The sequence below is a fragment of the Bacillus sp. AFS088145 genome (genome assembly GCF_002564465.1).
In the GTDB taxonomy this organism is placed as follows: domain Bacteria; phylum Bacillota; class Bacilli; order Bacillales; family Bacillaceae_G; genus Gottfriedia.
Genome location: NZ_NUUX01000001.1, coordinates 67252 through 83617, shown reverse-complemented (window position 1 = coordinate 83617; position 16366 = coordinate 67252). Strand labels below are relative to the sequence as shown.

8 protein-coding genes are annotated in these 16366 nt (G+C 31.1%); 3 read left to right on the top strand and 5 right to left on the bottom strand.

The features are described from left to right. Positions 1-146: 146 nt before the first annotated feature. Genes COI44_RS00260 through COI44_RS00245 form a run of 4 tightly spaced genes read right to left on the bottom strand, consistent with a single transcriptional unit; the run spans position 147 to position 8615 of the window. Complete coding sequence (locus COI44_RS00260) at positions 147-989, bottom strand: hypothetical protein (RefSeq protein ID WP_098426144.1); 843 nt, start codon at positions 987-989, stop codon at positions 147-149. Next, the gene (locus COI44_RS00255; RefSeq protein WP_098426143.1) at positions 986-3577 is read right to left on the bottom strand and encodes a hypothetical protein; all 2592 of its coding nucleotides are present in this window, start codon (positions 3575-3577) and stop codon (positions 986-988) included. Before COI44_RS00255 ends, COI44_RS00260 begins: the two co-directional genes overlap by 4 nt. Positions 3578-3617: 40 nt before the next feature. After that, entirely contained in the window at positions 3618-6677 is a 3060-nt protein-coding gene (locus COI44_RS00250; protein WP_098426142.1) for a tyrosine-type recombinase/integrase, read from the bottom strand. A gap of 39 nt (positions 6678-6716) precedes the next feature. Next, a complete protein-coding gene (locus COI44_RS00245; RefSeq protein WP_098426141.1) occupies positions 6717-8615 on the bottom strand; it encodes a site-specific integrase in 1899 nt (632 codons plus the stop codon). 658 nt (positions 8616-9273) lie between these two features. Here COI44_RS00245 and COI44_RS00240 point away from each other — a divergent pair. Then, positions 9274-9501, top strand: a complete 228-nt coding sequence (locus tag COI44_RS00240) for an AAA family ATPase (RefSeq protein ID WP_098426140.1) — start codon at positions 9274-9276, stop codon at positions 9499-9501. A gap of 367 nt (positions 9502-9868) precedes the next feature. After that, entirely contained in the window at positions 9869-10645 is a 777-nt protein-coding gene (locus COI44_RS00235; RefSeq protein WP_098426139.1) for a methylamine utilization protein MauJ, read from the top strand. Positions 10646-10847: 202 nt separating this feature from the next. Here COI44_RS00235 and COI44_RS00230 read toward each other — a convergent pair whose 3' ends face one another. Next, entirely contained in the window at positions 10848-11300 is a 453-nt protein-coding gene (locus COI44_RS00230) for a site-specific integrase (protein ID WP_025672097.1), read from the bottom strand. A gap of 358 nt (positions 11301-11658) precedes the next feature. On the opposite strand from COI44_RS00230, the gene COI44_RS00225 reads away from it, so the two are divergent. Beyond that, the gene (locus COI44_RS00225; RefSeq protein WP_098426137.1) at positions 11659-15759 is read left to right on the top strand and encodes a S8 family serine peptidase; all 4101 of its coding nucleotides are present in this window, start codon (positions 11659-11661) and stop codon (positions 15757-15759) included. The last annotated feature ends 607 nt before the right edge of the window (positions 15760-16366 follow it).

The window sequence follows — 16366 nt, the reverse complement described above, 5'->3', positions numbered from 1 at the left end:
TATAATATATTTTTCATTATGTAAAAAGGGTGTTTTTATTTTTTAAAAGAATTCGCTACCTTATATAAATGGAATTTTCCCCTAAAAAAAAAGCTTGATTTCTCAAGCTTTTAAAACCGTACAAAAATAAGTTCCGACAATGCGTATTAAAATTGTTTTTCCCTTTTTGATTTTTGACAAGTTTCAATAATCCTCATTACCAGGTTATAGGCATTTACTTCTTTTTGTCCATTAATAAGTTGAAGCAGATGTGGAAAGTAGCTTTCTAAAAGCTGTGGATCCAAGCGAGTTGACATCAATTTAGAATACAAAATGTCATTTTCAGAAAGTAATTTTTCATCTCCTTCAGCAATTACAAACATGTTCTTAATTAAAGCTTTGTTTTTGGCGATTGATTGTTTTAGATCTTGCTTTAGCTTATTATGTTCTAATGAAGTTATTATCTTTTGAGAATCTTTAGTATTTACATTTGTAACTTTTCCAATTAGTCTCGAATAGGCATCATGGAATATTTGCACATATTTTTCGTCCGAAAATATTGTAGTACCAAATGCCTTTTCATTTACGCAAACTTTAACTTGCTTGTTAATTTCATCAATTAAACATTTTTTTGTAAATTTGTTAATTTTAATTTTGTTTTTAAGAATCATATCAACAGTGTAAAAGGCTTTTTTTTCAAGCTCTTTATACTTTTTCTTTACATTTTCTTTTTTAGCTTTTATAGCTTCTTTCTGTGCTACTTGTAAATTTGGATTATTTCTACCAACCTCTGCTTTTATCCATTTCTTTAAATTTTCTTTATAAAATGGCTTAGAAAGAAGTCTATAATCAACTATATAGTCAGGATCATTTTGGTCTTTAAAAAGAGTTACAGTTTTATTAGCAATTTCTTTCTTCGTAAAGGAAGTGGCTCCAGTTGCTGCCAATTCCTTTATAACAGCCTTAATAGCGACAATTTTTTTACTTTTTAATAAATCATTTTTGTTCATAGTACCTTAAACACCTCTCTATTTGCAGCACTTCGATATAAAGTGAAATCAATGTGACTAAACATCCCTGATTTTTTTGATTTTTTAATGTATTTGACAATATCTTCGTCTAAATTTAGCTTTCTTGCTCTTTTCCAAATCTTACTAATCAATTTATCAGCTTCTTTTTCACTAAATCCAAAACCAGTTTCTTGAGATAAAAGTGTTATTTGCCTAGCTTCAATAATGGCTTTAAACTTGTCTATGAGCGGTGTAAAGAGGTTATGAATCACTTCAATACGTTTATCATCTTTTCGATTTACCTTTATTATTTCTTTTTTGCGTTTATTAATCTGATCAATAGCGCCATCAATATTTCGAAATTCTTTATCAAAAATTGTACTAACACTGAGTAAAGCCGTTAACGTCAATTTACCAGCTCTAAAATCATTGCACCTTAGACATCCCATTCCTGTATCACCACAAGAAATAGTTGTGACGCAATCACTATCTACCTCTGGAAATCGATTGGCTTCAGGGTTAATTGATATTAAAGAAGTTTCTACTTTAAATTCTTTTAAGAAGTCAAGGAAATTTGTTAATATAATGTAAGCATTTTTATTTTCAATCCCATTTGCTTCCTTGTAAAAGGCGCTAACAAGTTCTCTACCAGCACCTATATGACCTTCATCTTCTAAAGTTTTAAATACTTGAAATACGTTAGCAAAAATTTTAGTGTATGCACCAATAGATTTATTATTTCTGTGACCTATGTTTAAAACTACCTGTTCTAATGTTAAATTTGCGTTAGTGTGAATAGTATGAATATATGCGTGGCGTAAGTGGTGCAAGGAGAACAACGGTTTTCCGATTAACTTTTTCCATTCTGGTGAACTCGCATACATTAATTTGTTTCTAAAATCGACAGGGGAACCATGCACAATATCATATTCAATTTGTATATCTTTTAAATAATTACCTATGGCTACTGATTTTATTTCATTATAATCCCTAGCTACACTAGGAAATAGGAATTGATCCTTGATAGGAACACCAGTACCTTTATATACAAATTCTGCCACATTAATTACTTCTTTAAAAACATCAATGTGAATATAGTCGAATTCATAATTACCATTCTCGTTTAGTTGTCCTCTATCAAATTCTTCTTTTCTATCAAAATTGCCTTTTGCCGTTCTAATATAAACGTATTTATCATCTAGTGAAAGAGAATTCTTGACTCTTGCTAAATTTAATTGACGGATTTCTTTGACTCTTCTGCCAGTTAGAAGTACAAACCAAATTAATCTATATATGAAAAATTCATATAAAAAATTTTGAGTTTCTCTTGTATGGAGATTTTTACAGAATTTCTCTTCGTTTATAACTCCATTAACCAAACCTTTTTTTCTTGTTTCTGAAATCTTATGAGCTATTGCAGAAATAATTTGGCCGAAGGCGGCACCTTGTAGTGGGGTGTGATTAATATCCTTTCCAATATTCGGACTCCACTTAGTGCTAAAAATTGAAGTATCATAATAATAGGCAGTATGTTCTTGTATAACCTCGTTATAAAACTTTAAAATTGGAGGGATGTATCTTAATAATCGTTTTCCATCTATACCGTTATTCTCATAAAGCCATAGATCTCGATGTTCAGAAGTAATATCTTCAATCTTTTCTACTCCGTCTTCAATTGCGATAAGGGAGAGGTCACACCAACATTTAATGTTTGTTTTTAAGTGGTTTATGTGCCATTGTAGTTCTTCTTTACCATTTATTGTAATTATGTTATTTTCAACGTAACTGTGTAATAAAGTTCCCATCTCAGTACCATTAAGTTCTTTGATTTTTTTATTTAAAAAAACCCTTAACTTCTGAACATTATCCATTGGCGGATAAATAATTGATCGGAGATAAGCATATATATTATCTTTACGTTCCATTATTCCCAAAGTTATTAATTTGGGATATATTTTATCAATAAATTCTAATAAACCTGTTTTTTGAAATTTGATTATATTTTTAAAGATACCCGTTTTTCGGTAGGTATCCAAAGATATGGCAATTAAAAACTCCTTAATTATAGTTTCCTCGGTAAGATCACTTATCTTATAAAAAGCATTCAAAGAAAAAATAAATCTACGGTTTGTTAAATTCTCTAAATCACTCATTTTAGGAAAAGCGTCGGGTTTTGTTAAATTATAAAAATTTTCCATTAAAATCCATATTAAATTATGCTTTAAACCTGAATTGTAAATATAGAATTCACTAATAAAATTCCTATCTATAGGAATACGAGAAAAAGACATTAGCAAAATTAAATATGTTTCAAACACTTTATGGTTGTTAGTGTAAAGTTTATTAAAATCATCTTCGGTTTTAATACTTTTTTTGTGTTCATTTTCATACAACAACCAAGCTTGATATGGCGTTACTATTTCTCTAGTTTCAAAATATTTAAATAAGATTTTAAAAGCGCTTAAAGACCTGGAAGTTGAGGGGGCACCATACATTTTTATTAGCTGTATAACCTCGTCATAACTAAACAATTTATCTTTCTTTAAAAGAAAGGGGGGGAATGGTGTATCTGATATCTTTAATACCAAAACTAATCTCGACCTCTCTACTTAAATTTCTTTAATAATTTTAAATTTGATTCAAAACATTCATATTTTCTAGCTCGTTTATAAAAGCTTTAAGATTTATTTCAGACTCAATAACAGTTTCGCGCAGATGTTTCTGAACTTTCTGGATAATTTCAAGTTCATTTAAACCAAGCCATGTATTCAACTTATCAATACAAATAGAAATGCGGCTCTGAAGACTCCGAAGTTGTTCTTTATGAAAAGTATCATTATAATTTTGGTATATCTCTTGAGTTCTAAGGTGACAGTTTACAATCTCCCTTAGTAATCTAGGTTCATCACTTTTTTGAATTAAATGATCATTACAACTTATACATGTTATTTTCTCATTGTGCCTCCAACAGGTAGGATTAACGCATCTACCAAAAGCTGCTCCACTTATTGCAATGGTACCTTCACTCTTCTCACCATCAACTTGACGTATGAATTTTATGATTTTACTAACGTCTTGTGTATAGTTAATTACTCTGAATGCTTCATTTGGCAACATCGTAAGGGGAGAAGCGAGGAGCAATTTAATCCTATGTATTCCTGGCTTAGAAATCTCAGTTTCTAAGTCCTTTTGAATTCTCTTTTCAAGTGATTCAATAAGCGTTTTTTGTTCAAAAGCTTCGATATTATTTTTTGTGTTATAATCCTTTACACTCTTCAGATCTCGAAGAAAAACTATATTTTTTTCAGCTAACATGTCTAATAGAGAACTCCAAGCATATTTATTTGTCATATTAATATCTTGATGACGAAGTAATCTTTTTATTACTTCCATTTTGTAGTTTGCGTCATCACCGTGTTCAAACTCGTATTCACTCATTCCTAAAAAGAAATATTCAGCTGCACGGTGACGCAAAAAATGAAATCTCGTTTTAGGAGGACGAGTAATTCCTGCCTCATTGCAAATCTTATCCAAATGTTTTACTAAAGATTTTATATTTACACCTCTTATTGCACCATTTCTTTTATCAACACTAATAAATTGTCTAATGTATTTCTCTTCGATATACCCTTTGTCTCCAGTCATTTTCATTAAAATTTCTGAGTCAGGAAAAAGTGTCATTCTTAATTTTGAACATTCTTCAATCATTTTAGCAGTTTCTTTTCCGACAGGAACGACCCCAAATCTATCGCCTAACTTGCTCAATCCTAAAATTACTATGTTTACATCGTGTTCATTCAGATAGGAAAGGGTGTTATAAGGCATATTTATTACCTCGTCGCTTCTGGTTCCTGCGTCTCCCATGATTCTTAACATAGTCGTATATTGATATTCATGAAAGTACTCATGAGAACCTTTAGATGCTTTGGGATTGTATTGGTATATAGCTCGAACAATTTTATCAGCTAACAATATATCTGTTTTAAGTGTACCTGATCTTTCTGTTAGCCCCTCGGATAACTCATTATCATCGGTAGTGGAAGATAAAACAGTAAGTGAATTTAAATCTGGAAATTTTGTAAATTCAGATTTTTTAATTCGTCCATAAATAGTTAATTGTTCAGGAACTCCGGTATTATTATCTAATAATAACTTTTCATCGAAAGGAAAGTCGTAGGTAATACCAATTAGACTTTTTCTCTGTCCAAAGACTTGTTTCATTTCAACTAAAACTGAAAGAAATGTTCTTATTGTAGTTCGGCAACTTCTTTTATCAATTCTATTAACCTTACAGTGATTAATATATTTTTGACAACTTTCTTGTATATTCTCAACAGTTAATTGTTTAATTTCTGTAATAAATTTAGGCTTTTTATTGAACACAGAAGCGAATCTATTGAATTTGGATGTTGAAATTTTTTTCATTCTTAAATAGATTCGATAGTTTTCAACCATTTCCCTAATTTCATCAAATTTTTCTGGAGAATAAAGAATATGCTTTTTATTTGATTCATCTTCTATATACTTTTGATTTTCTTTAAATTTAACAGTAAAAAAAATGGAAGATAAATTTGTTTTAGTGCCGTATAGATAGTCCATTTGAGCTTTTTGCCTTTTTAACATAATTGGAGTAGTCAAATAATATTTTCTTAATTGACCTATAGTAATAATCGATACATCTTTCCAAGCGTTTTTACCGTTATCTAACAGAATAGCGAATAGATATAAAAATACATCAGAACCTTTCCTAACAGCAGAAATATTTTTTTCTACAATAACCACATTATCAAGATCATTCAAAAAATCTGGACCATCTGTGACATAATGGTATAGAATCTTTGTCACCCAATACATCAGTTCATAACAAGATTTTATGTTACTTTCGTTCGAAGCTTGGAGAGATTGTCTGCGCCCAAAAGTGTTTTTTAAGATCCTAATGGCAATCGAATAATCCAATTTAATTTGAAATTTTAAAGCAAGGCATAGACCGACTATACGTATTAATTGCCCATTATGACTAATAGGCGTCTTTATACATAAACGTCCAATATATTTTGCCATTTCATCTGTCACAAATAAAGCGTCTAATGGTGAAACTAAGTTTTGATTAATATAATTGGAGAGCTTTCGAATCCCTTCAGAATTGATATATTCAAAACCATTAAGTTTCCTAATATGGTTAATTTTTAGCAGAATATTATCTATATCAATACTTGTAATCTCCTTTTTTAGTAACCAACATTGTGTAGGGGGTACCAGTTTTTTAGAATGTTCAACTGCTTTCATTGTTTCAACTTCAATGTATTCTTCTAAGGAATCTTTATAGACCTGCCAAGGTGCAGTATTACAAGTAGGAGGTATTCCTTTAATAACTCCTTGTATTAGTAGTTTTCTGATGTAAAAGCAAGTAGCACTATGTGATTTGTTTAACCTTAACGCTTCCAAAAGTCTTGAAGCAGCTTCTTTAATACTGACAGTATTATGGCAATTCTTAAGTAAAATGTAATTTTCTAAGGAATCTTTATAGACCTGCCAAGGTGTTAATTTTTTAGTAAAGGGAATACCATGTATTACGCCTTGTTCTAGAAGTTTTCTTACCTTTTCATAAGGCTTTTTTAGGGATTTTTTTATAGTTCCAGTTTCCAAGAGTCTAGTTACAGCTTCTCTTATACTAATAGTTTCACGCAATTTTAGTTCCTCCTCACTAATCTACGATAAAATTAAGTTCTAATTATTGGCTAAGTTTGAATCATAATCTTCGTTAAATTTTATATTTTTTATATTTTTTTCTAAATAACGGTAAAATGCTGTGCTTGCTTCCTTTTTTGAAACATTGTCCGCCCAATAATAAACAGTTTCTGTAACTTGGGAGTTCTGTACATGACCAACTTCTCTTTTTAAATTAGCAGGGTTATATGTGCCTTCTTTTACCTCTTTTCCAATCCTTGCTGATATATAAGTATGGCGAAATGAATGGAGAGAAAGATCATTTTTTATCTTATGTCCATGAGCTTTGTTATAATGTTCGTAGGTATTTCTCTTAATATCCTGGTTTTTGCAAATTTCATTGAGCCATTTTAGTGGAATTTGGGATATGAATGGACTTGCATTTTCTGATTCTGGGTTAATAAAAAGATAGTGTTGTCTTAAAGCAATGGGTTTCTTTTCCTCCAATAATAAGTGTCTTTCTATAAAATAATTTCGGAGTAGTTTCCCAAACCATGAATTATCTATTAATGATCTGATTTTTTTAAGTTTCAATCTGTGTTCCATTGAAAAATTAATATCTGACATCTTAATACCTTGCTTTGTACAGTTCATATAGTAACAAATCGTTTCATCAACAATTTTAAATGGATCTTTTAATAATTCAGTATTTTGTATGATTTCACCCTGGAACATTTTGAAAAAGTCGATTGGTCTAACAAAAATTGATTCACAATCTAAATCTAGTAATTCTGGAAGATTATATACATCACGAAGTTTTATATGACGTTCTTCAGCCTTTTTGTTTTCTCTTCTACTTTCTTCGTAAGCTAATCTTTTTTTTACTTTTACAAAAAAGTTCAAGTTCCGATCCAGATATATGTCCTTTTTGTCTAATTCGTCTCTTTCAAACTTAAACAGATCCTCCCAATGAACCACTGTATGTTGTGAAAAAGGAAAGTCAACTCCTGAAATGTTATGGATAGAAACACGAACATTTTTTCCTAGAAGATTAAGACATTCAGAAATTCTCATTCCAGTTAATAGGAGAAGTATAAACATAAAGTAACGAAGGTGATTTTTCCTTAGAACTTTCGAGTTCTGAAAAAATGAGCGTAATTCACTTTCATAAAAAATTCTCTCTCTAGACATCCGTGGTTGTAATTCTTTTAATCTAGTGATTCTTGTAATATTAGGGTGACCAATCCACAAATAGAAATCTTTTTTGGATTTTTTGTTATAAAATTTTTCACGCATTACGACATCTCGTGTAATAGATTTGAAGTGATGACTCCATTTTGGGGATTTACCTAACCAATCTAAATAATCAAGCGAGAGCTGTAAATTGTGGTGGATATACTTATAAGGGTGTCTCCATGCTTCTTCATCAAGTTCAGCATTAAAACTCTCGGATATATGTAGAGGTAGCACTTTTTTCTCTTCATCTGCTAACATTTTTGTATTAGGCGAACCATACCACTCATTGTATATTTTCTTTACTGTACCTAAATCCTCAATGCCCATTATATAAGGGTGAACTGGGAGGTACTCTAAATCATTTGGATCTATTGTAATTCTATTTCGTAGATTCTTTGGAATCACCGAGAGGTAAAATATGTAGTCCCCTAAAATGGATTTTGTAATTGGTTCCTTCCCAGACATTCTTTGTACTCTCAAAAAGTTATACCAATGGCAAATTGCATGAGCATAATTTTTAAGATTTTGTTTTGAATGGGCATTATCAAATAGGCTTTTTAAATAATCAAACGCCGGTTCTACCAGATAACCTTCTGGACTAAAAACAACAGAAACTGCCTTAGGGTCACTTTCGTATGTTTTATCCAAATCATGTCCGTTAAAGACAGTGTACATTCCATTGATTCTTCGGTTTTCTTTCTCCCTATAATCAATATTTTTCATAATGTGTTGTTTTCCCCTTTACTTAGAATTAATTCATAAAAAACTGCTAGTTTTATCGTTAGGAATATCTCAATAAAATGCTAAGTAACTAGATTCAGAAAATAACATCCTTAATTTGTAAAAAAACAAAGGGTTAATTTTTGAAAATAAGATTAGTATAAATTACTTAACATTATATAAACAAAATTTATTGAGGATTTCAAACTTATTTCGAATGCGAATACGACACCGTTTCCTTTTGTTGAATAACATTTAGGTTTAATATATTTTTATTTTAAAAAAACTATTAAGTTAAAAATATATAAGAGAATGAAAAAATATATCGAAAAAAATAAATAGGTAACAAAAAGTAGATAGATTTGGAATCATTTTGATGAATTAGGAAAAATACAATACTGAAAAATCTTTTATTACAAAAATTTCTATGTGTCAAAATTTATCGCATTTTGTCGTAAACTTTTCGAAAACGGAAATTAAAATATATATGATATAAAATCAACGTTTATCAATTTTATTAGTTTGAAAATTCGCTTCCATATTTCGGTATTTATTTACATTATTTGATAATTAACTTTCCTAATTATGCTAATATTATGAAGGGATTAATCAAAATCAACTTTTATTTATAAAGTTAAATTAAAAAAGGAAGTGATTCATATTGTATATTTCAAATTTAAGTATTAAAGGTTACAGAAATATTAAGAAAGTTAATATTAAATTAGGTAAACTAGTTGTTTTGGTAGGTGAAAATAATAGTGGAAAGAGTAATATTTTAAGGGCAATTACCCTGGCATTACTAAGTGATGAAGTGGGAACAGTAAGTAAAAAACTAACGTGGGATGACATAAACAATGAAGCGAAAAATTTATATTTTAGATTTTTATAACACAGAAGCTGAGTTTGGTTCTCTGGCAAGTACAAATTAGAAAGTATTAAATGAGTATGAGGACATCGATAATTCATAGAATAATAAACTACTTTGCCAGGGCAAGTACCAAAAGAAACTTTAATTAGTGCAGAATGCGATTAGATAAAAAGTATCTTAGATTTAGAAATTAAATAACTGAAATATTATTTAATTCTGTGAGATCTTATTTGGAATTTCCAAAGTGTAATTTACCAATATCATTTCGAGATATTGCTAGATTACTGTAAATAAGAAGTGTAGTGAAAATGTAATGTGAATAAGAAGAGCAATACATTTCTCCAATTAATAATGAATCAGATAATCATAAAATATGAGGAGTAATATAATGAGAAATCGTAAATTATGGGAAGTTGACTTTGACGTAGTTGGCCCAATTTCTATTATTGATAATATTAATTTCCGCCAAGAAAAGGGCTTTGATCAACACCAATTTTATAGTGACATTAGTCTAAGGAAAAGTCCTAATGGAATAAGAGCAACAATAACTGCATATGCAGATAACATCAACATTGCTGAAACTGTTGCATATGTTTATTTTGGAAGAATGCGAGATGTTCTTTCATTAGAAAACGATATACCTATTCAGTTAAAAAAACATGAAGGGGCATTTAATAATAATCATGTGAGTTTTAGGCTTCGAAGAAAATTAAGTAAATCCGATATTATAACAGCATTTTTAATGGCTAGAAAATTTGAGATTGAACAACCAAAACTATTGAGAGCAATAGGATGGTACTCAAAAGGAAAAATATCACAAAACACTTTTGATAAATTTTTAGCATTTTGGAATGTAATAGAGATTTTAGGAAAACAATATCATACTGAAACTCGAAGAACTGCTAATGGTATAAAAAACAAAATATATCAATGTTTTATTGATTATTTTGGTGATATTGTTGTCTGGGGTTTGCCTGAAAAATGGATAGATGAAATGTATGATAAAAGAAATGAAATTGTTCATGGAGGTGAAGATACTACTATAGAAGCAATTAACGCTACTTCAGAGTTAATACCTTTGTTAGAACAAACTTCAAAAAAATTAATTGATAGTATTATAGAACATTACTATGACCGTGGAGAATTTATTCATCTTGATTTTTAGATAGCGGCTGGTTTTGTTAATAAAATCTTTTTACATATATTTTTTGTCAAATAAACGGTTTGTTAGGGAACCGTAATCTACCTTGACAGGGTAGGGGTCGCTGGTTCAAGTCCAGTTGGGATCATATGAAAAAAACAAGCTCAAACCTAAGTGTATCTAGGGTTTGGGCTTTTTCTTTGTTTACAATTATTTCCATTGCATATTAATCTGAAAATTTCTCATCAAAACGATTAGCAGTTTTTTTCTGCATTTCTTCATTTGAATGAGAGTAAATACCAAGTGTTGTTTCAACCCTTGAATGTCCCAATCTTTCACTTGCAATTTTAGGATTTTCGCCCATTCTCATTAATATTGTGGCATGAGTGTGGCGCAAATTATGAAACGGAATAACAGGCAAATTAGCTTTTCGAATTAGCTGTTTAAATTTTCGAATTAAATTTCTTGGCTCTAGATAATTTCCATTCTTTGCACAAACAACTAAATCAAGATCTTTAAAGCTTTTTATATTTGACTTCATTTGATACAGAAAGGATTTATGCTTTTTTAATGAAGTAATTACACTTTCTGGTATAAAGATTTCACGTAGTGAATGATCTGTTTTGAGTTCTTTTACATGAAACCCCCATATTTTTCGATCGTACAAGGCTTTCTTCAAATTAAATTGCACCTTTTACAAGGTTAACATTGCGCTATCTTAGAGCTAAAATTTCACCACTTCGCATTCCAGTAAAAATAGCTAACTGAAATGGGATCAAATAATTTTCTAGTTCACAAAGATTTCTTAATTTTTGAAATCTCTTTTTAAAATTTCAGTGAGCTTAGATTTGACTGTGGTATTGGATAACCCAGATAAAAGGAATGGTGTTAATCAACTTTACTTGAATTTCTTGATGGAAAACGTCGAAAATCATTTAAACGGTTGATTTAATAGGACATAAATAACCAAATTGATTGAATATTTGGAATAGTTAATAATTAAATTGACTTTTGTTTTACAAAATAGGAGGTAGAAAATGAGAAAAAATATTTCTAGAAGCAAGATTGTCAAAAGCTTTTCAGTGTTAGCGTTATCGTCCAGCTTTATTCTTGGCTCTTTAAGTCATGTAACAATCTCAACAAAAGCTGCAACTTATTCGAAAGTAGATGAAATGCTAGCTAATTTATCACCAGCTCAAAGATCAGCACTTCATCAGCTTTCAACGAGTAATGAAATAGGAATACAAGTAAATCCTGATATTGATTTAAAATCTTCAAACCAAACAGATGTAATCGTAGAATTTAAAAATAAACCCGCAAAAATAGCACATGTTGAATCAAGCTTAAAAGGCCAGTCATTAACAATGAACGAAGCGTCAAATCTAGTTGATCAAGATCATTCAACTTTTGCGAATGACTTAGGACAAGTATTAACAAATGAAAATAGTAAAAATGTAAATTATAAAGTTAAACGTTCATTTAAATATGCATTTAATGGTGTTTCAATGAGTTTACCAGCAAATCAAATTAAAAAGCTATTAAAATCGAAAGCTGTTAAAACAGTTTGGAGTAATGAAGAAGTACATGCAGAAATCGCTAATACGCAAGAAGAAATGCAAACTGGAGGATCTAGCAATAAATCTGCTCTTTCATTTCTAGGGGTAGATAAACTTCACCAAGAAGGTATTACTGGAAAAGGTATTAAAGTTGGAGTTATTGACACTGGTATCGACTATAATCATCCAGATTTAAAGGATGTATATAAAGGTGGATATGATTTTGTTAATAATGATAACGATCCGATGGAAGCAACATATGAAGATTGGAAAAAATCTGGATGGGCAGAATTTTTCTGGGCAACAGGTGCTCCATATTATACTGAACATGGAACGCATGTAGCAGGAATTATCGCAGGACAAGGAAAAAATGATGGTGACATCAAGATGGAAGGTATCGCTCCTGATGTAGATTTATATGCTTATCGTGTATTAGGACCTTATGGTGGAGGAACAGAAGCTAACGTTTTGGCTGGGATCGATAAAGCTGTAGCAGATGGAATGGACGTTATTAATCTATCCTTAGGTGCAGGAATTAATAATCCTTTATATTCTACAAGTATCGCAATCAATCAAGCTGTCCTTAGCGGAGTTACAGCAGTAATTGCTGCTGGTAACAGCGGAAATGATATGTACACTTTAGGCTCTCCTGGTACGGCAGCTCTTGCACTGACTGTTGGCGCAAGTAATGAACCAAATAATTTACATACATATAAGAGTACACTTCAAACAGGTACTGAAACAATTTCTGCTAACTTACAAGAAATGGCTAAAGGATATACTGATCATCCGGAGCAATTAAATGGTCAAACGTATTCAATCATAGATGTTGGTTATGGCGCATCGGCTGATAATAAAAACAAAGATGTAAAAGGGAAAGTTGTATTAATAAGTCGCGGGAATAATATAGCTTTGAGCGATAAAGTAAAGTTTGCTAAACAAAATGGCGCAACAGCTGCTCTACTTTTCAATAATAATCCAGATGAAGGGCTAATACCTTCCTACTTAGGTGAAGGTTTAGATTATATTCCAACATTCACATTAACAAATGCCCAAGGGTTAGCATTGAAATCAAAAGTTAATGCGGCAAGTACTTTTACATTTAATGAACTAAATGAAATTCAAACAAAAGCAGATGAATTAGCAGATTTCAGTTCACGTGGACCAGCTCGTGTTACATACGACATTAAGCCTGAAATTACAGCACCAGGTGTTGGGGTATTCTCAACTGTGCCAGCTTATATCATTAATAAAAATACGCCAAACGATTATAAATATGCATATGAACGTCTATCAGGTACGTCTATGGCAACACCTAATGTTGCGGGGATGGCTGCACTTTTACTTCAAGCAAAACCAAACTTACAACCAAGCGATGTCAAGACAATTCTTATGAATACAGCTGATCCTTTAAGTAAGGATTATAGCGTATATGAGGCTGGATCAGGTAGAGTTGACCCTTATAAAGCGGTGCATTCTTCAATTGAAATTAAAGTTCAAAATCAAACTCCAATGATAAAAAATGGAAAAGAAAAAACGATTAAAGATGAAACAGGTGCACTTAGTTTCGGTTCAGTCGATCTAAGTGCAGATGTTAATGAAGAACGTAAAATTGTAGTTAAAAATTCAGGTGATGAACCAAAAACATTTGATGCAGCAGTTAAATTTCAAACAGGTCTAAGAGGAGCTAAAGATGCTGAGAAAAATGGCGTAAAGGTTACGATTGAGCCAACTATTAAACTAGCTGCAAATTCTCAAAAAAATACAAAAGCTTCCATTTTTATACCAAAATCAGCAGAGAAAGGTAATTATGAGGGATATGTTATTTATACAAATGTGAATGATCCAGTGGAAACATATAAGATTCCTTTTGCTGTACATGCTGTTGAGGAAGGAATAGAAGTATTTGAAACGTCATCACCAGGCTTGTCAGTAGACCGAGATCGAGATTTTTATTCAAGCCCGAACACAATTAAAGGAATAAATGTTCAAGTTCAAATGAAATCAAACGTTAGAAATATTGATTTCATTTTGGAAGATGGAAAAACAAACCAGGAAATAGGTTATCTTGGAACAGTAAACGGATTTAGCATAAATGAAGGTGGTCTAGTTAATTTGAGTCTTTTTACTGGTACCTATTTCCCATTCGATAGCTCAACTCCTTCTGGTATAAGTTCAACCCGTGTTGTAGCAGATGCAGGATTTTATAAAATTAAAATGCTTGCAACATCTGACACGGGTAAGCAGTTCACAGAAACTCGTGATTTAGTAATTGATAATAGAAAGCCTAAATATACGATCAATGGACCAGTTGGAGATATCATTGAATATGAAGAAGGACAAAAATCAGTTACAATAACTGGTTCAGTGTTTGACCAGGATATTGAGGATTATAAAGCAGAGGGTATGAATATTGACCAGTCTGCTAACAAGGTTTACGATACAGCACAAGGTGATGTACCGATTGAAATACCTGTAAATAAAGATGGTACATTTAAATACGATGTCCCGGTTGGTACTGGAATAAAAGTTGTTAAATTAGTTGTATTCGATCCTGCAGGTAACGGTAGTGTCACACCTAAGACAATTAAAATTGTGAAAAAGGGTACACCATACATGGTTGCAATCGTAGATAAAGATAATGCGAAACCTAATGATTTAGTTAAAGCGGAAATTGTATTAAAAAACGCTATCAATTTTAAAAAGGGAACTGTAAACTTAAGCGTTGCTTCAGACTACTTAAATATTGAAAACATTGAAATACACCCAGACTCTAGTAAACTAGGAGAAATGAAATTCACAAAAACTTCAGCAAATAGTGTAACACTCGAAGCTGCTGATAGTAATACACAAACTTTAAATGGAGATATTCCATTAGCTGAGGTTACGTATAGAGTAAAAGATTATAATTTTGAAATAAGGCCTGATAGTTCTCTGGTTTTTACATCCGGCTCATATGTAGACCGATCAGGTAAGAGCGATTTTCCTCTCACAAATTTACCATTTGTTGATTTTGTTCCGACTTATTCAAAAATGAAATCTGTTTTATATGCTGAAGGTTTATTAACAAGTAGTGGAGGCTTCGATAGTAAAAGAGATTACAGTAAGGTAGGAGCAGATGTTTCGATTCAAGATTCTAATGGGAATACGTATAATCAAATCTTTACTCAGTTTGGAAAAATTGAAGCTTTACATTTAGCGCTTACCGACAAACCACTCCAAATGACTGTAAAAGTTCCGGGTCACTTTAGAAGTCTTTATGATTTCAAAATTGGCATGCTAAGTGAAACGGGTGAATTGACTGGTCAATTTAAAAAGATCAATCTTCCTGTATTACTTGGTGGAGATGTAAATGGTGACGATGTAATTGATGTAATGGACGCACTATATATTCAAACATACTGGGGAACAAACAAACGAAGTGCAGATATTAATGTGGATGGTAAAGTAGATGAAAAAGACCTTGCATATGTTGAAAAGAACTATTTAATGCAAAATCCATCAGTACAAAATGCACCTAAACCAAAAAGTAAGTATAAAACGAAAACGCTCGAGATTGTAAAGAGTGAACTAGGTTTGTAAAAAGCACAATCAAAAGACCCTTAAAAATGAAGAAAATCCTCAAGTGAACTGCACCCCGATAGTTAGACACAACTAACTATTGAAGTGTAGTTTTTTTATGGCTAATTTATTTTAAAACAAATAAAATAAGTTGCTTGCATAACGGTATGACTCGATACGGCTTGAGCGTATATTCTATAAATTGCCAGAACAGTAAAATAAAAAAAGATGTTAATTTTAGAGCTACTGGACCAATCACTGTAGCTACAAATGCTAGAATCGTTTCTGGAATTATTTTTCTGCTACTTTTTTAATGTTGGATCTTGTGTAAAGTGAGTAATGATGTCAGGTGGTTTTGTACTTGCTGTGTCGATTGTAGGATCGAAGTATTTGTCTTGTTCTTCGTTCTCTTGACTGTTAAGCGTAAGAATGACTTGAAAATAGCATACTAGTAGAACTTACTTTAAATGGACTTGAGTAACCCTTTTTCAATTTTATTTACACCCCTTAAAATGGTTTTCAAGTAAAATTAAATGAATACCTAGTTTAGATGACAAAAAATATAAATTTTTTTTTTCACTCTATTTGAAGTTTCTTTTAATTTACTTAATATTATGATTAATTAAGA